Source organism: Clavibacter zhangzhiyongii, from assembly GCF_014775655.1.
Taxonomy (GTDB): Bacteria; Actinomycetota; Actinomycetes; order Actinomycetales; family Microbacteriaceae; genus Clavibacter; species Clavibacter zhangzhiyongii.
This window is the reverse complement of record NZ_CP061274.1, coordinates 2,888,395-2,905,172: the sequence shown is the minus strand read 5'-3', so window position 1 is coordinate 2,905,172 and position 16,778 is coordinate 2,888,395. Positions and strand designations below refer to the sequence as shown.

The following is a 16,778-nucleotide window of genomic DNA, read 5'->3' as shown; positions in this document are numbered from 1 at the left end:
CATGGACCCGTCGACCACGTACTCGGTGAGTCCCCGCTACGCCCTCGGGGAGGTGGAGGACACCCTCCACCTCCTCGGGGGTCGCGAGCTGGTCTCCCTGCAGCTGCCCTCGGGCGACGCCGTCTCCGCGGTGTCGCGACTCCTCTCCCGTCCCTTCACCCGCGCCGACCTCGACCGGGCCTTCCCCGCGCACGCCGACGCCGTGGCCCAGCTGGTCGACGAGCTCGTCTTGCGCGACGTCGTCGTGGGCGCGCCGACCGGCGGATCCTCGGCGTCCGTGCCCGACGAGCTCGCGCACGTCCTCGACGAGGCGCGGCGCAACGGCGGCGACCGCACGGGGCTCGGCCCCGTCCTCGACCCCGCGACGCCCGCCCGCGTCGCGCTCGTGGGCGACATGATCCCCTCGCTGCTCACGGGCCTCGCGGAGGCCCTGCCCTCGGCGGAGCTCGGCGACGAGGCCGACGCCGACCTCGTCATCGCCGCCGGATCGCGGCCCGTCCTCCGCGACGTCGGCGCGCGCATGCACGCCGCCGGGCGCGCGTGGCTCCCCGTGCACCCGTTCGACGGGAGGTTCCAGCTCGTCGGACCGGTGGTCGTGCCCGGCGAGGGCCCGTGCCTGGAGTGCGTCGCGCTGCGCTGGGCGTCGACCACGCCGTTCGCCGCGGATCACGCCGCGGCGGCCGACGCGGTCGCCGTCGTGCCGCGCGACCCGAGCCTCGACGCCATCACGGCCGGGTTCGCGGCCCGCTACGCCGCCCGGTGGATCCACGCCCACGACTGGCTCGTCGCGAGCACGGTGCTCGTCGTCGAGCCCAAGGTGATGGAGGCGGAGGCGCACGCCGTGTACCGCGTCGCCCGCTGCGGCACGTGCGGCCCCCGCCCCTACGCCGGCATCGTCTCGCCGTGGCGCGCATGAGCCGCGGGGCCCCCGGCGTCGTGAGCCCGTACACGGGGCTCGTCGAGCACGCGCATCCCATGGCCTTCACGCCCGACGCCATCCCGGACGCCCTCTACTCGGGTCGCTCGGCCGACACGGGGTTCCTCACCGGCACGGCGTCCGAGCGCTTCAGCATGGGCCCCGGCGGCTCCCGGCTCGAGGCCCGCCGCTCGTGCATCGGCGAGGCGGTCGAGCGGATGTCGCTCGCCGGCGCACCCGGCGGGTTCCGCGCGTCCCTCGGCGCCGACGCCCGTCAGGTGGAGCCGGACGCCTTCCAGCGCTTCCACCCGACGCAGTTCGAGGATCCGTCCTTCCACTACGAGCGCGCGCGGCGGGGCGACCTCCTCACGTGGATGCCGGCCCGCTCGCTGCACCGGGGCGCCGCCGTGCACGTGCCGGCGCAGCTCGTGGTCTTCGACGACCCGCATCGCGCGGACGGGCACCGCGAGCCGCACGTCGAGCCGGCGACCTCGTCCGGCGTCGCGGCGGGGCCGCACTTCGGGTTCGCCGCGGGGCGCGCCGTGCTGGAGCTCGTCGAGCGCGACGCGTTCCAGCGCACGTGGCTCCGCGGATCCACGCCCCCGGCCCTCGACTGGCGCGGCAGCCCCCGGCTGACCGACGCGACCCTCCGCGAGCTCGAGCGCCTCGAGGAGCTGTGCGGGCGGTTCGAGGCGTCGTTCACCGTGCGCGTGCTGGACGCGGCGGCCGACGTCCCCGTGCTGCTCGCGGTCATGCGCAGCGACCGGATCGGGGTCGCGGTGGGCTGCGCGGCCGACTTCCGGCTCGACCGGGCGATCCTCAACGCGGTCCGGGAGGCGCTGCACACGCACAACTGGTGCCTGCGGCTGCTCACGGAGCCGACGATCGACCCGGCGGACGTGGTCGAGTTCGAGGACCACATCCGGCTGCACTGCCGCCCGTCGGCCCGCCCGCTCACGGCCGCGCTCGACGCCTCGGATGAGCGGGTCACGGCCGTCGGCGGCCCGGCGAGCTGGGCGGACGTGGTCGCCGGGCTCGACCGCGAGGGCATCGACGTGCTGCTCGCGGACATCACCGCGCCCGAGGTGCGCGCCGCCGGCTACCACGTGGTGCGCGCGCTGAGCCCGGATCTCGTGGCGCTCGACGTGGTGCACGCCGCGCGCTTCCTGGGTCATCCGCGCCTGTACCGGCTCTGGCGCGACGGACCCGCGCTCCACGGGCCCGACGACCTCGTCCCCACCCCGCACCCGTTCCCGTGACGGCCGGCACCGCCCGTCCGCACGCCCGCCGCACCAGGAGGATCCCATGAGCACCATCGAGACCGACGCCGCCCCCGACCGGAGGGAGCGCCCGAGCGAGCCGGCCGCGACCGCGCGCTCCCTCGGCAGCATGGGGCCCATCTTCAGCGTCGGAGGCGCCGTCGACCGCCCGGCGGGCGACCCGGCGGAGGACTTCCACGAGGCGTCGAAGATCACGCGGATCACGCATCCCGGCTGGACCGACGTGCGGTACGCGCACCAGATGGCGCAGGAGGCGCAGGGCATCCAGGACGCGGGTCCGGGCGGGGCCACCTCCGCGCCGCGGCTCCTCCCGGCCGTGCCGCTGCCGCGCGCGCTGCCGGTGCGGCACGAGCTGGGCGCGACGCTCGCGGCGCGACGCTCGGCGGAGCCGCGCACGCTCGGCCGGCCGGTCGAGCTGGCCGAGCTCGCCACGGTGCTGCGGTACGCGTACGGGCCGCGCGGCGACGGGACGCCGGGGAGGCACGTGCCCTCGGGAGGCGGCTTGTACCCGCTCGACCTGCACGTGGTCGCGCGGGCGGTGACGGGGCTCGAGCCGGGGATCCACCAGCTCGACCCGCTGGAGGAGACGCTCGTGGACGTGTCCGGGCTCGAGCGCGCGTCCCGGCTGGCGCGCTTCCGCCGGGCGGCGCCGTCGCTCATGGCGCCGATCCCGGAGACCGCCGCGGTCACGGTCGTCATCACGGGCAGCTTCGAGCGCTCGCGCTGCAAGTACGGGATGCGCGGCTACCGGCTCACGCTGCTGGAGGCGGGGCACGTGGGGCAGAACGCGCTCCTGGTCGCGACCGCGCTGGGCCTGCCCGTGCTCGGCTGGGTCGGCTTCGTCGACCACGAGCTCGACGCGGTGCTCGGGCTCGACGGGGTGACCCAGTCGTCGCTCTACGCGATCTCGTTCGGCGGGGCCGAGCCGGCCGCGCGTCGCTTCGGCCAGGAGGAGGCATCCCATGACTGACGCGGTGGAGCTCGACGGGATCACCCGCACCTTCGGCCGCACGCGTGCCCTCGACGCCGCGTCGTTCGCGCTCGCACCGGGGCTCGTGCACGCGCTGCTGGGGCCGAACGGATCCGGCAAGACCACGGCCATCGACGTGCTCACCGCCACGCGCCGACCCGACACGGGCCGGGCGCGCGTGCTCGGCCACGACGTGCGGCGCGGCGGGCCCACGGCGTCGCTCGTCGCGGTGATGCCGCAGGCGCTCGCGTTCCCCGAGTACCTCACGGTCCGCGAGGTGCTGGCGCTCGCGCTCGTGCCCCACGCCCGCGCCCTGGCGCCGGCCGAGGCCATCGACCGCTTCGACCTCGACCGCCTCGCGTCCCGCCAGACGGGCGGGCTCAGCGGCGGGGAGCGCCGCCGGGTCGCGCTCGCGTGCGTGGTCGGTGCGGGCACGCCCGTCGTGGTGCTCGACGAGCCGTCCGCGGCGCTCGACATCCCGGGGCGCGCCGCCGTCCGCGACGCCATCGCCGCCGTGCGGGACTCCGGGCGCACGGTGCTGCTCGCCTCGCACGACATGGAGGAGGTCGCGGCGCTCGCCGACACCGTCGTCTGCCTCGACCACGGCCGCGTCGTCGGCCACTGGACCGCCGCCGACTTCCGCGGGCTCGCGGGCGTCCGGCGCGTCGGCTTCGGCGCGACGGCGCACGAGGCGCGCAAGGTGCGGTCGTGCGGGGCGCGGCCCGAGTCCGGCGCGGAGCCGCGGGCGAGAGAGCGGATCCGGTGGGTCATCGACACCGACCGCTCCGACGTCGTGGCCGGGCTCGTGCTCGCCGCCGTGCCGCATCCCGAGCTCACGGTGGTCGAGCCGGGGCTCGGCGAGATAGTGGAGCGCGTGCTCGCGGGCGGCGCGGCGGGGGCGGCACCCCCGCCGTCGCCGACGGCCGGAGCGGGACCCGGGCCGGACGGCGACGACGTCCCGGTCGACGACGACCTCGCCGCCGACGACCTCGCCGGCGACGATCCCGGCCGCTCGCGCAGCGCGGATCCCGCGGGGTGCCCCCGATGACCGCCACCCCGCGCCCGCCGGCCGTCCCCGACGTCCCCGCCCCCGGCGCTCCCGCCCCCGACGCGACCCCCGCCCGCCCCACCGCGCGGCGCCGCCTCGCGATCTACCGCGCCCACGTCGCAAGCGAGCTCGCGCAGAACGCCCGCATGCCCGCCTTCGTGCTCCCGCTGCTCGCCTACCCCGTGCTCATCTACGTCGTGGTCGGCCTGCCGCAGGGCGGCCCGCCGAGCGCGCGGCTCAGCGTCCTGCTCGGCTACGTCCTGTTCTCGGTGCTGGGCACGGTGACGTTCCAGTTCGGGGTGGGTGTGGCCTCGGCCCGGGAGTCGCCGTGGGAACGGTGGCTGTTCACGGCGCCGGTGCCCGCGTGGATCCGCCTGGCCGCGAAGCTCACGGTCGCGTGCGTCTTCGGGGTGGCCTTCGTGGTGCCCGTGGCGGTCGTGGGCGTCACGGCCGGCGGTGTGCGGGTGGACGCGCCGACCCTCGCCGCCGTCGCGCTCGCCGTGCTCGCGGGCTCCGTCCCGATGGCCCTGCTCGGCCTCGCGATGGGCTACTGGTTCCCCGCCCGCGGCGCCCTCGGCCTCGCCAACCTCGTGTACCTGCCGCTCTCGTTCGCGGGCGGCCTGTTCACGGGCGGTGACACGAGCGGCACGCCCTGGGAGTCGCTCACGGTGCTGCTGCCGACGGGCGCGTGGAGCACGCTGGCGAGCGCGGCCGCCCGGCAGGACGCGGCCGTCGTGGGACTCCCGCTGCTGATCCTCGCGGCCTGGACGCTGCTCCTCGGCGCGGTCACCCTGGCCGGCTACCAGCGCACGCAGTCGGCGAACTTTCGCTGACGTCCGCCGTGGAGGCGCGCGGCCCGGTGTGTAGCGTGGATCCCGCGCGCCGTCACCGGGCCCGCGCCACCACCACCGTCACCGTCGACGAGAGGGAACCATGCCCCAGATCACCAACCCCGTCGCCCTGTTCACCGGCCAGTGGGCCGACCTGCCGCTGGAGGAGGTGGCCCGGCTCGCGAGCGGCTGGGGGTTCGACGCCCTCGAGATCGCCTGCTCCGCCGAGCACCTCGACGTCTGGCGGGCGGCCGAGGATCCGACGTACCTCCGCGGGCGGCTCGAGATCCTCGAGCGGCACGGCCTCCAGGTGCACGCGCTCTCGCAGCACCTCACCGGGCAGGCCGTGTGCGACGACCCGATCGACTTCCGCCATCAGGCGATCCTCCGCTCGAAGGTGTGGGGCGACGGCCAGGCCGAGGGCGTGCGCCAGCGCGCCGCGGAGGAGCTGAAGCTCACCGCGAAGGCGGCCGCGGGCCTCGGCGTCACGCGCGTGACGGGCTTCACCGGATCCCGCATCTGGCCGTACGTCGCCATGTTCCCGCCGGTCCCCGAGTCGGTCATCGACGCCGGCTACCAGGACTTCGCCGACCGCTGGAACCCGATCATCGACGTGTTCGACGACGAGGGCGTGCGGTACGCGCTCGAGGTGCACCCGAGCGAGATCGCCTACGACTACTGGACCACCCGCCGCACCCTCGAGGCCATCGGCCACCGCCCCGGCTTCGGCCTCAACTGGGACCCGAGCCACATGATGTGGCAGGACATCGACCCGGTGGGCTTCCTCCTCGACTTCGCCGACCGGATCTACCACGTGCACGCCAAGGACACGAAGGTGAGCACCTCCGACGGCCGCGGCGGCCGGCTCGGCTCGCACCTCGGCTGGGGCAACCCGCGCCGCGGCTGGGACTTCGTCTCGGTCGGCCACGGCGACGTCCCGTTCGAGCGCGCCTTCCGGGCGCTCCGGAGCATCGGCTACGACGGCCCCGTCTCCGTCGAGTGGGAGGATGCGGGGATGGACCGACTCCACGGCGCCCCCGACGCCCTCGCGCAGGTGCGCTCCCTCCTCTGGCCGACGCCCGACAGCCTCTTCGACTCGGCGTTCGCGAACAACCGCGACGACGCGCCCGCGGCGGGCTCCACCGGCTCCACGGGCTCCACCGGATCGGCCGCGTGACGCTGCGCGACGGCCAGCTGGCCCGTCTCCTCGTCGTCGACGTGGAGACGGGCGCCGAGCGCATGGTCGCCGAGTCGGCCGTGCTGCACATCGAGGCGCCGAACTGGACGCCCGACGGCCGCTGGCTCGTCGTGAACGCCGAGGGCGGCCTGTGGCGGCTGCCCGCGCCGTCGGCCGAGGAGCCGGATCCGGACCTCCCCGAGCCCGCCGTCGACTTCCAGGCCGTCGACCTCGGCGGCGTGCCGCCCATCAACAACGACCACGTCTTCTCGCCCGACGGCGCGCACGTGTACGTCTCCGGCCGCGACGGCCACCTCTACAGCGTCCTCTGGAACGACGGAGCGGGCGGCGAGGGCCGACGCATCACGGCCGACCGGGATCCGGCGCTCGGCTTCAAGAACTACCTCCACGGCGTCTCGCCCGACGGCACGACGCTCAGCGTCATCGGCGGCCAGCTCGACGCGCGCGGCGAGTGGACCACGAACATCCACCTGGTCCCCGTCGACGGCGGCCCCACGACGCAGCTCACCGACGACGGCTTCCCCGACGATGGCGCCGAGTTCTCGCCCGACGGCGGCTGGCTCTACTACAACTCCGAGCGCGGATCCGACCTGCCGGGCCACGCGCAGCTCTTCACGATGCGCGTCGACGGCTCCGACGTGCACCAGTTCACCTCCGACGAGCGCGTCAACTGGTTCCCGCACCCGTCGCCCGACGGCGAGCACATCGTCTACGTGAGCTTCCCGCCCGGCACGCTCGGGCACCCGGCCGACCGCGACGTGATCCTCCGCGTCATCGACCGGCAGAGCCACCGCACGCGCGACCTCGCGTCCTTCCCCGGCGGCCAGGGCACCCTCAACGTCACGAGCTGGGCGCCCGACTCGCGCCGCTTCGCGTACGTCGCCTACCCGTTCGCGGCGCCGAGCCTGAGCTGAGCCGACCGGCGGCCGTCGCTCGGGGACGCCCGGCGGCCGGGCCGCTCCCTCGACGGGCGATCCGCGGAGCGTCGTCGCAGGGATTTCCCCGGTCCGGGGCGATCCCGCATGGGACCATGGGGATCCGCGCCACCCGCCGTCCCGATATCCCGTCGGCCTCACTTCCGGAGACCCCCGTGAACATCACCCCCACGACCTGGCTCATCACGATCGCGGTCACCATCGCGTTCTTCGTCTACGAGTTCTTCACCCACGTGCGCAAGCCGCACGAGCCCACCATCGGCGAGTCCGCCCGCTGGTCGGCGTTCTACATCGGCCTCGCGCTGGCGTTCGGCGTCGGCATCGGCGCCACGAGCGGGTGGGGCTACGGCGGCGAGTACTTCGCCGGCTACCTCACCGAGAAGGCCCTGTCGATCGACAACCTCTTCGTGTTCCTGCTGATCATGACCGGGTTCGCGGTGCCGCGGAAGTACCAGCAGAAGGTGCTGATGATCGGCATCGTCATCGCGCTGATCATGCGCGCGGGCTTCATCGCCCTCGGCGCGGCCCTCATCGAGAACTTCTCCTGGGTCTTCTACATCTTCGGCGCGCTGCTGTTCGTGCTCGCGTACCAGCAGCTGAAGGGCGACCACGGCGGCAACGCGGCGGACAACATGTTCGTGCGCATCGCCCGCCGGATCCTCCCCGTCCACGACGACTTCGTCGGCGACCGCTTCACCACGAAGATCGACGGCAAGCGCTTCGTGACGCCGCTCCTGCTCTGCGTCATCGCGATCGGCTTCGTCGACCTGGTGTTCGCGCTCGACTCGATCCCCGCCATCTACGGCCTCACGAACGAGGCCTACATCGTGTTCACTGCGAACGCCTTCGCGCTGATGGGCCTCCGCCAGCTGTACTTCCTCATCGGCGGCCTGCTCGAGCGCCTCGTGTACCTCTCGCAGGGCCTCGCGGTCATCCTCGCCTTCATCGGCGCGAAGCTCGTGCTGCACGCGATGCACGTCAACGAGCTGCCCTTCATCAACGGCGGCGAGCCGATGCTGTGGGCCCCGGAGATCCCGATCTGGTTCTCGCTCCTCTTCATCGGCGCGACCATCACGGTCGCCACCGTCGCGAGCCTCGCGAAGACCCGCGGAGACAAGCAGAAGGACGACCGGAAGACGGTCGAGGGCGAGCCCGTCACCCGCGCGACGGAGGACACGCACTAGCTCCCCGCAGCTCCGCACGATCCGGGCCCGGCGCATCACGCGCCGGGCCCGTCGTCGTCCTCCCGCGACGGCGCGGTCGTCGCATGGCCCGCTCATGGCCGCTTCATAGGAACATGCGGATGATGGTCCCCGTGACCACCACCCCGCCCTCCGGCTTCCAGCCCGCCGCCGCCCCGCAGCCCCGCCTCACCCGCGCCGACGGGTCGCCCATCCGGGTGCTCGTCGTCGACGACGAGGCGTCCCTCACCGACCTGCTCCAGATGGCGCTGCGCTACGAGGGCTGGCAGATCCGCACCGCCGAGAACGGGCACCAGGCGCTGGCCGCCGCGCGCGAGTTCAAGCCGGACGCCGTGGTGCTCGACATCATGCTCCCCGACCTCGACGGCCTCCAGGTGCTGTCGCGGCTGCGGGCCGACGCCGAGGACATCCCCGTGCTGTTCCTCACGGCGAAGGACTCCCTCGACGACCGGCTCGCCGGGCTCACGGCGGGCGGCGACGACTACGTCACCAAGCCGTTCAGCCTGGAGGAGGTGGTCGCGCGGCTGCGGGGCCTCATCCGCCGCTCGACGCTCGTGGTCAGCGACAGCGTCGACCCGGTGATCCGCGTCGGCGACCTCAGCCTCGACGAGGACAGCCACGAGGTCTCCCGCGCCGGCTCCCCGATCGAGCTCACCGCCACCGAGTTCGAGCTGCTGCGCTACCTGATGCGCAACCCGCGCCGCGTGCTGAGCAAGCTGCAGATCCTCGACCGGGTGTGGAGCTACGACTTCGGCGGCAAGTCGAGCGTGGTGGAGATCTACATCTCCTACCTCCGCCGCAAGATCGACGCCGGTCGGAACCCGATGATCCACACGGTGCGCGGCAGCGGCTACATGCTCAAGGCCGCCGAGTGACCTCTCCGCTCGCCGCCCGCCTCGCCGATCGCGTGACCGCGGCCGGGCGCGGCATGACGCTGCGCCGTCGGCTCGTCCTCAGCGTCGTGGGGCTGCTCGCGCTCGCGAGCCTCCTCATCGGGGCGGTCAGCATCCTCGCGCTGCAGGCGTCGCTGATGCGGCAGGTCGACCAGCAGCTGCAGGCCACGGCGGCGCGCTCGGAGAGCTTCGTCGACCGGGATCCCGGCGGCTACGGCAGCTTCCCCGGGGCGCCTCCCGGCGGGCTCGGCGCGTTCGGCCAGCAGGTCGGCACGATCAGCGCGACCATCATCGACGGCGTCGTCTCGGGCGGGTACATCGCCGACCGCGACGCCGCCGAGGGCGAGCCGGGCGGTGCGGGCGCGGTCGAGCTCACGACGCGGCAGAGCCAGCAGCTGCAGAGCGTGCCGACCGACGGCGTCCCCCGCACGGTCGACCTCGGCGGATCCCTCGGCAGCTACCGGCTCGTGGCCGGCACCTCGTCGTCCGGAGCGACCGTCGTCACCGGCCTCCCGACGAAGCCCGCCGACGACGTGGTGGACCAGCTCATCGTGGTGATCACGGTGGTCGCCGCGATCACGCTCGCGCTCGCCGCGTTCGTGGGCGCGCTCATCGTGCGCCGCGCGCTGCGCCCGCTCGACCGCGTCGTCGACACGGCGACCCACGTGGCCGCCCTCGAGCTCGACCGCGGCGACGTCGCGCTCGAGGCGCGCGTCCCCGCATCCGACACCGACGAGCGCACCGAGGTCGGCCGCGTCGGCGCCGCGCTCAACGGCCTGCTCGGGCACGTCGCGGACGCGCTCGCGTCGCGGCAGGCGAGCGAGGCCAAGGTGCGGCGGTTCGTGTCCGACGCGAGCCACGAGCTGCGGACGCCGCTCGCCTCCATCCGCGGCTACGCCGAGCTCACGCGCCGCGGTCCGCATCAGCTGCCCGAGGACGTGACGCACTCGCTGTCGCGCATCGAGTCGGAGTCGGTGCGCATGACCACGATCGTCGAGGACCTCCTGCTCCTCGCGCGCCTCGACGAGGGGCGGGAGCTGGAGTCGGACCCGGTCGACGTCACGCGCATCCTGCTCGACACGGTCGGCGACGCGAGCGCGGCCGGCCCGGACCACGACTGGGACCTCGACCTGCCCGAGGAGCCCGTCACCGTGCCCGGCGACGACGCCCGGCTCCGCCAGGTCGTCGTCAACCTGCTCGCGAACGCCCGCACCCACACGCCGGCGGGGACGCGCGTCGTCGCCTCGCTCGCGGTGGAGGGCGCCGGATCCGACGGGCACGCGGTCATCCGCGTCACCGACGACGGCCCCGGCATCCCGCCCGATCTGCAGGCGAACCTGTTCGAGCGCTTCGTGCGCGGCGACGGATCCCGGGCCCGCTCCACCGGCGGGACGGGCCTCGGTCTCGCGATCGCGCAGGCGATCGTGTCGGCGCACCAGGGCGCGGTGTGGGTGGAGTCGGAGCCGGGCCGCACGGTCTTCGGGGTGCGGCTGCCGCTGGAGCGGCGGGCGGACGCGCGCGAGGCAGCGGGTTCCGTGGCCGACCGCTGGGCGCCGCCGTCGGGCGCGCCCGTCGCGGGGCGCCCGGGCCCGCGCGTCGGCGGCTGACATGGATCCCGTCCGCCGCCTCCTGTTCTGGCTGCGCGTGCCGTTCGTCGCGGACGCGGCGCTCGTGGTGATCGGGATCGCGCTACTGGTCGGCGGCGACGGGGTCGGCTGGTGGGTGCTCGTGTTCGCGGGGCTGCGGGCGGTGGTCGGCGTGGTGGCGATCGTGTGGATCGCGCCGCGGATGATCGCCCGGCTCGCACCCGACGCCGGGGGTGCCGGCGCGGACGGCCCGCCCCGGACGCCCGAGCCGCCCGTCGATAGGCTGGACCCCTGATCCGGGCGCCCGAGCCGCGGGTCGAGAGGGTCGTCACCGTGAGCGCAGAGCCAGTCACCGCCGAGTCCGTGGAGCCCGCCGCCGGCATCCGCGTGCGACGTGCGCGCACCGGCGACGTGCCGCGGATCCAGCAGCTCGTCGAGCCGCTCGTGATGGAGGGCATCCTCCTCGGCAAGGACCTCGTCGTGCTGTACGAGAACGTGCAGGAGTTCCGGGTCGCGGTCGACGCGTCCGGCGAGGTCGTCGGCTGCGGCGCCCTGCACGTCATGTGGGAGGACCTCGGCGAGATCCGCACCCTCGCCGCCGCCCCGCACACGCGCGGCACCGGCGTCGGCCACGCGCTGCTCGAGCGCCTCGAGGACGACGCCCGCGAGCTCGGCCTCAGCCGCCTCTTCTGCCTGACATTCGAGGTCGGCTTCTTCCAGCGCCACGGCTACCACGAGGTCGCGGAGTCGATCATCGCGCAGGAGATCTACTACGAGATGCTCCGCTCGCACGACGAGGGCATCGCCGAGTTCCTCGACCTCTCGCGCGTGAAGCCGAACACCCTCGGCAACACGCGCATGCTCAAGGCGCTCTAGGGCCCGAGCCGCCCGGTCCGTGATCCGCTGCCGCCCCGCCCGGGCGCGGCGACCGGGCCCCGGACGGCCCCGCGAATAGCCTGTCGTCATGTCCTCGACCTCGCCCGGAGGCCGCCCGTCCGCGGCCGTGTACCGCCGCCGCCGTCTGCTCGCGCTGCTCGTCGTGGTGGCCGTGATCGCCGTCGTCGTGATCATCGTCTCCAACCTCGGCCGCGGCACGGCCGACACCGCCGCGCCGGGCGCGACCCCCACCGCGGACGCCGCGGACGACGCGGGCGCCGCCCCCGAGGCGACCCCGACGCCCACCCCGACCGCGAGCGCCGGCACGGAGACGAACGCCGACGGATCCTGCGCCGTCGGTCAGCTCACCGTCACCCCCGTCACCGACGCCCCGTCGTACAAGGCGGGCGTCCTCCCCAAGCTGTCCTTCACCGTGACCAACACGGGCATGGAGCCCTGCACGGCGAACCTCGGGACGACCACGCAGGTGTTCACGATCTCGAGCGGATCCGACGTCTACTGGAAGTCGACGGACTGCCAGACGGGCGCCGAGGACGCGCAGGTCGAGCTCGCCGCCCGCACGCCGCAGACCTCGTCGCCGTTCGAGTGGTCGCGCCAGCGCTCGTCCTCCACCACGTGCCAGGAGCGGGAGCGCCCGGCCGTGCCCGCCGGCGGTGCGACGTACACGCTCTCGGTCGAGGTCGCGGGCGTGAAGAGCGCCGAGCCGAAGTCGTTCCTGCTGTACTGACCGGCGCCTGCCATCGTGCCCACATGACAACGGTCATCAATTGGATGCACACATTGCAATCCGTGCATATGAGTGTCATCCTGGTGCTCCACCGACGTTAGGACGCACCATGACCGACACCACCGAGACCCACGCCGAGCACACCGTCGCCGAGCACCAGCACGGCACCGACTGCGGTCACGAGACGGTCACGCACGAGGACCACGTCGACTTCGTCCACGACGGCCACAAGCACGCCGAGCACGGCGACCACTACGACGAGCACTGATCCCGTCGCGCGGCGACGCGCGAGGATCGACACGGGGACCGGGCCACGAGGCCCGGTCCCCGTCGTCGTCATGGGGGAGCCGCGGTCGTAGGATCGACCAGGTGACGTACCCACCCGCCGGCTTCGAGCAGGCTGCCGAGCTCTTCAAGGTGCTGTCGTCGTCCTCGCGCCTCGGCCTCCTGGGGCTGCTGTCCACGGGGGCGATGACCGTGACCGAGCTCGTCGAGGGATCCGGGCTGTCGCAGCCGCTCGTCTCCCAGCACCTGCGCGTGCTGCGGTCGTCGGGCCTCGTGACCGTGGAGCGCGACGGGCGCATCGCCCGCTACGAGGTGGCGGACACGCACGTGACCCACGTGGTGGACGACGCCGTGGCGCACGTGCGCGAGCACGCGGCCGGGTCCGTCGACGCGCGCTGAGCCCGCCGCTCAGAACGCCTCGTCGAGCTCCTTCTCCCGCTCGCTCTTCGCGAGGGAGAACGCGCGGCCGAGCGCGGAGAACAGCGGCCCCCACTCGGCGTCGACGATCTGCGTGAAGCCGAGCCGCCGGGCCTCCGCCGCACGCTGGGGTGCCGACGTGACGCCGCGGATCTCGCCCGCGAGGCTGATCTCGCCGAACGCGGCGAGGTCGTGCGGCATCGCCTTGCCGTTGACGGCCGAGACGAGCGCGACGGCGATGGCGAGATCGGCCGCGGGCTCGGTGAGCCGCACGCCGCCGACGGTGGAGACGTAGACGTCGCGATCCGAGAGCCGCACGTTGGCGCGCTTCTCGAGCACCGCGAGGAGCATGGCGACGCGGGACGCGTCCACGCCGTTGACCACCCGGCGCGGCTGCGGCGCCTTCGTGTCGACGACGAGCGCCTGCACCTCCACGGGCAGGGCGCGGCGGCCCTCCATCGCGACGGTGACGCACGTGCCCGAGACCGAGTGGACGCCGCGCGAGAGGAACATGCCGCTCGGATCCGGCACCTCGACGATGCCGTCGCCCGCCATCTCGAAGCAGCCGACCTCGTCGGTGGGACCGAAGCGGTTCTTGAGCGCGCGGATGAAGCGGAGCGACGTCTGCCGGTCGCCCTCGAACTGGCAGACCACGTCGACCAGGTGCTCGAGGAGCCGGGGGCCGGCGATGGAGCCGTCCTTCGTGACGTGGCCGACGAGGAGGAGCGGCAGGTCGCGCTCCTTGCAGACGCGGATGAGGGTGACGGCGACCTCGCGCACCTGGCCGGGGTGGCCGGGCAGGCCGTCGGACGTGCTGCTGGAGACGGTCTGCACGGAGTCCACGATGAGGAGGTCGGGGGACACCTGCTCGATGTGGCCGAGGATCGTGCCGAGGTCGGTCTCGGCCGCGATCATGAGCGACTCCTGCAGCCCGCCCGTGCGCTCGGCGCGCATGCGCACCTGCGCGACGGACTCCTCGGCCGTGACGTAGAGGACCTTCGCGCCCTTGGCGGCCGCGCGCGCCGCGACCTCGAGCAGCAGCGTGGACTTGCCGACGCCGGGCTCGCCGCTCATGAGGATGGCGGCTCCCGGCACGATGCCGCCGCCGAGCACGCGGTCGAGCTCGCCGACGCCGCTCGGCCTGTGGCTGGCGGACGCCGTGCCGACGTGCATGATCGAGCGCGCCTGGCTCGACCCCGCGGGGGTGAGCGTGGTGACGCGACCGGCCGCCGCGGGCGTCTGCGACACCTCGGCGACCGTGTTCCACTGCTGGCACTGGCCGCACTGCCCGACCCACTTCGGGGTCGTCCACCCGCACTCCGAGCAGCGGTACGTGGTGTGGATGCGGGCCATGCGGGGGACTCTACCGGCGGGCACCGACACCCCCGGACCGGCCGGTGTCACCCCAATGCGGGGCTGCGGGGCCCCGCCCTCTTCCGCCTACCTTGAAGGCCCACCCGGATCCGTCCCGGATCCACTCGCCGTGACGCCCATCGCGTCCGAGGAGACGAAGGAGTCTCGCATGCCCCACTGCATCGTGAACAGAGACTCCCAACCGAATGGTGATCGGGAGGTCCACGACCTCGCCGCGTGCGTTCGTCTGCCCCTTCAATCGAACCGGGTCGATCTCGGTTTTCACGCGTCCTGCAGCGGAGCCGTCAACGCGGCGCGTCGCATGTACAGCAACGTGAACGGGTGCGCCTACTGCGCGAGCCCGTGCCATACGAGCTGATGGAGGAAGCAGGTCAATCGCGGGGCACCGTGCCCTCCGCGGGGCGGGCCCTGAGCCGGCCCAGCGCACGGACGTAGAGGAGCACGGAGCCCGCGAGGGCGGCCGCGCCGATCCAGGGCGGCTCGATCGAGCCCGTGATCAGCAGGGCGCCGATGATGAGCGTGATCACGAACCAGAGCGTGCCGGTCGGCGGGGGCGCGAGGGCCCGGTCACGGCCGCGGACACGCACGTACATGAATACGGACAGGGCGAAGGCAGCCGCGGAGATCCAGGGCGAGACGCCCGCGCCGGTGACGAGCAGGGCACCCGAGACGAGCCCGATCACCATCCAGAGCGTGCCGGAGGAGCGGGCGTCGGGGGTGTCGTCGGCCATGCGACCACCCTACGGACGCGGTACGACGCGACGCGCGCGTCAGCGCCCCGACACCGCCAGCGCCCGTACGGCCGCCGGGAGGAACGGCAGGAACGCGCTCGCCCAGACGCGGTAGCCGCGGTCGTTCGGGTGGAAGAGGTCGCCCGCGGCCTGCGTGAGCGCGAGGATCGCCGTCTGCCGGCGGGTGGTGGCGTGGAGGGGTGCGATGCGCAGACCGCGGTCGGCGGCGAGGCGGCGGACGATCTCGTTGGCCACCCGCACCTTGCGCTCGCTCGTCGGGAAGTGGAAGCACGGCAGGTCGGCGACGACGGTGGTCGGCGGGACGGCGTCGAGGATCCGGCCGAGGTCGCGCTCGAAGGCGACCGGCTCGAACGCGGCGATGTCGTTGGCGCCGATCGCGAGGGTCACCACGTCCGGCTGCAGCTTCGCGAGGCGGGGGAGCTGGTAGTCGATGAGGTCGGCCACGCGGGCGCCCGAGACGCTGAGGTTGACGGTGCGGACCGTGCGGCCGCTGAGGGCGCGGATCCGGTCGGCGAGGATCCCGACGTAGCCGTTCACCGGGCGGCTCGCGCCGATGCCCTGCGCGGTCGAGTCGCCGAGCGCCACGTAGAGGAGGTCGCCCTCGGTCTTCGCGTGCTCGCGCCACCAGGCCGAGTTCACGGGGAGCGTCTCGTTGAGGATGACGGCGCGCTCGCGGCGGCCGGCCTCGAAGCGGCGCGGCACCACGAGGGCGGCGGCGGTGAGGCCGCCGAGCGCGGCGGCGAGGGAGGCGATGACGGCGGCGGGACGGGCGGAGCGGGTGGTTCTCGTGGGCACCACGGGAGCATACGCGCGTGGATCCGGGTGCTGGCTGGCCGCCCGTCGCGGGATCAGGCGACGCGGAGGCCGCGGGCGAGGAGCGACGCGACCTCGCGGGCGTCGGGTGCGCGACGAGGGCCGTCGGCCGCGGCTCCGATGCCGTGGAGCGCCATCATCACGGCCCGTGCGCTCACGTCGTCGCGGAGGGTGCCGTCGGCGACCCCTCGGGACATCAGGTCGGTGAGGGTGCGCTCGAGCTCACTGCCGCCCTCGGCGCGGGCGGCGTCGTCGACGATGCCGGCCAGCGTGCGCGCGAGCGGGGCGTGCTGGAGGACGTAGTCCACGAATGCGCGCAGGAAGGTCTCCAGGGCCTCCGCCGGTGGGAGCGACGAGGCGCGGCCTCGCTCGCAGAGCGCGTTCACCTCGCCGCGGTAGACGGCCGCAGCGAGCGCCTCCCGGGTGGGGAAGTGGCGGTACAGCGTCCCGACGCCCACTCCCGCGCGCGCGGCGAAGTCGTCGAACCTCAGCTGCTCGTCGTGCTCGAACACGGCGCGCGCCGCGGCGATGATCGCCTCGCGGTTGCGGCGTGCGTCGGCGCGCAGCGGCTTGTCCTCGGCCATGCACCCTCCCGTTGACATATGGAGACAGTCTCCACATACTGTGAGCATGGAGATGGTCTCCACTTTAACGG

Annotated in this window: 19 protein-coding genes; 15 read left to right on the top strand and 4 right to left on the bottom strand. The window is 74.0% G+C overall.

The features are described 5' to 3' along the window. Window position 1: 1 nt before the first annotated feature. The 15 genes from H9X71_RS13760 to H9X71_RS13690 all read left to right on the top strand — a co-directional run bounded on the left by H9X71_RS13760 (window position 2) and on the right by H9X71_RS13690 (window position 13,166). On the top strand, window positions 2-916 hold the full coding sequence (locus tag H9X71_RS13760) for a TOMM precursor leader peptide-binding protein (RefSeq protein WP_191147582.1): 915 nt from the start codon (window positions 2-4) through the stop codon (window positions 914-916). Continuing rightward, on the top strand, window positions 913-2,175 hold the full coding sequence (locus H9X71_RS13755; protein ID WP_191149198.1) for a YcaO-like family protein: 1,263 nt from the start codon (window positions 913-915) through the stop codon (window positions 2,173-2,175). The genes H9X71_RS13760 and H9X71_RS13755 overlap by 4 nt, the downstream gene beginning before the upstream one ends. Before the next feature lie 46 nt (window positions 2,176-2,221). Beyond that, on the top strand, window positions 2,222-3,166 hold the full coding sequence (locus H9X71_RS13750; RefSeq protein ID WP_191147581.1) for a SagB/ThcOx family dehydrogenase: 945 nt from the start codon (window positions 2,222-2,224) through the stop codon (window positions 3,164-3,166). Beyond that, window positions 3,159-4,214, top strand: coding sequence for an ABC transporter ATP-binding protein (locus H9X71_RS13745; RefSeq protein ID WP_244961648.1), 1,056 nt, complete (start codon window positions 3,159-3,161; stop codon window positions 4,212-4,214). Before H9X71_RS13750 ends, H9X71_RS13745 begins: the two co-directional genes overlap by 8 nt. Continuing rightward, on the top strand, window positions 4,211-5,047 hold the full coding sequence (locus H9X71_RS13740) for an ABC transporter permease (RefSeq protein WP_244961647.1): 837 nt from the start codon (window positions 4,211-4,213) through the stop codon (window positions 5,045-5,047). Before H9X71_RS13745 ends, H9X71_RS13740 begins: the two co-directional genes overlap by 4 nt. 100 nt (window positions 5,048-5,147) lie before the next feature. After that, window positions 5,148-6,221 (top strand): sugar phosphate isomerase/epimerase family protein, encoded by a 1,074-nt coding sequence (locus tag H9X71_RS13735; RefSeq protein WP_191147580.1) that lies wholly within the window; start codon window positions 5,148-5,150, stop codon window positions 6,219-6,221. Continuing rightward, the gene (locus tag H9X71_RS13730) at window positions 6,218-7,156 is read left to right on the top strand and encodes a TolB-like translocation protein (RefSeq protein ID WP_191147579.1); all 939 of its coding nucleotides are present in this window, start codon (window positions 6,218-6,220) and stop codon (window positions 7,154-7,156) included. Before H9X71_RS13735 ends, H9X71_RS13730 begins: the two co-directional genes overlap by 4 nt. Window positions 7,157-7,332: 176 nt before the next feature. Then, window positions 7,333-8,361: a TerC family protein gene (locus H9X71_RS13725; protein ID WP_191147578.1), complete on the top strand. Its 1,029-nt coding sequence runs from the start codon at window positions 7,333-7,335 to the stop codon at window positions 8,359-8,361. A gap of 119 nt (window positions 8,362-8,480) precedes the next feature. After that, entirely contained in the window at window positions 8,481-9,254 is a 774-nt protein-coding gene (locus tag H9X71_RS13720) for a response regulator transcription factor (protein ID WP_244961645.1), read from the top strand. A gap of 53 nt (window positions 9,255-9,307) precedes the next feature. After that, a complete protein-coding gene (locus H9X71_RS13715; protein WP_191149196.1) occupies window positions 9,308-10,879 on the top strand; it encodes a sensor histidine kinase in 1,572 nt (523 codons plus the stop codon). Between the two features lies 1 nt (window position 10,880). Further along, a complete protein-coding gene (locus tag H9X71_RS13710) occupies window positions 10,881-11,153 on the top strand; it encodes a hypothetical protein (RefSeq protein ID WP_244961642.1) in 273 nt (90 codons plus the stop codon). A 38-nt stretch (window positions 11,154-11,191) separates the two neighbouring features. Beyond that, window positions 11,192-11,734, top strand: a complete 543-nt coding sequence (locus H9X71_RS13705) for an amino-acid N-acetyltransferase (protein WP_191147576.1) — start codon at window positions 11,192-11,194, stop codon at window positions 11,732-11,734. A gap of 88 nt (window positions 11,735-11,822) precedes the next feature. Then, window positions 11,823-12,482, top strand: a complete 660-nt coding sequence (locus tag H9X71_RS13700; protein ID WP_191147575.1) for a hypothetical protein — start codon at window positions 11,823-11,825, stop codon at window positions 12,480-12,482. A gap of 109 nt (window positions 12,483-12,591) precedes the next feature. Continuing rightward, on the top strand, window positions 12,592-12,750 hold the full coding sequence (locus tag H9X71_RS13695; RefSeq protein ID WP_086517094.1) for a zinc transporter permease: 159 nt from the start codon (window positions 12,592-12,594) through the stop codon (window positions 12,748-12,750). Window positions 12,751-12,851: 101 nt separating this feature from the next. After that, window positions 12,852-13,166: an ArsR/SmtB family transcription factor gene (locus H9X71_RS13690; protein ID WP_191147574.1), complete on the top strand. Its 315-nt coding sequence runs from the start codon at window positions 12,852-12,854 to the stop codon at window positions 13,164-13,166. 9 nt (window positions 13,167-13,175) lie between these two features. Here H9X71_RS13690 and radA read toward each other — a convergent pair whose 3' ends face one another. From radA to H9X71_RS13670, 4 genes are all read right to left on the bottom strand, one after another. Next, window positions 13,176-14,537 carry a DNA repair protein RadA gene (gene radA / locus H9X71_RS13685; protein WP_191147573.1) on the bottom strand — a complete coding sequence of 454 codons (1,362 nt, stop codon included), beginning with the start codon at window positions 14,535-14,537 and terminating at the stop codon, window positions 13,176-13,178. A 392-nt stretch (window positions 14,538-14,929) separates the two neighbouring features. Beyond that, the gene (locus tag H9X71_RS13680; protein ID WP_191147572.1) at window positions 14,930-15,289 is read right to left on the bottom strand and encodes a hypothetical protein; all 360 of its coding nucleotides are present in this window, start codon (window positions 15,287-15,289) and stop codon (window positions 14,930-14,932) included. Between the two features lie 39 nt (window positions 15,290-15,328). Further along, window positions 15,329-16,105 carry an SGNH/GDSL hydrolase family protein gene (locus H9X71_RS13675; protein ID WP_244961640.1) on the bottom strand — a complete coding sequence of 259 codons (777 nt, stop codon included), beginning with the start codon at window positions 16,103-16,105 and terminating at the stop codon, window positions 15,329-15,331. A 53-nt stretch (window positions 16,106-16,158) separates the two neighbouring features. Further along, on the bottom strand, window positions 16,159-16,707 hold the full coding sequence (locus tag H9X71_RS13670) for a TetR/AcrR family transcriptional regulator (protein WP_191147570.1): 549 nt from the start codon (window positions 16,705-16,707) through the stop codon (window positions 16,159-16,161). Window positions 16,708-16,778: the final 71 nt, after the last annotated feature.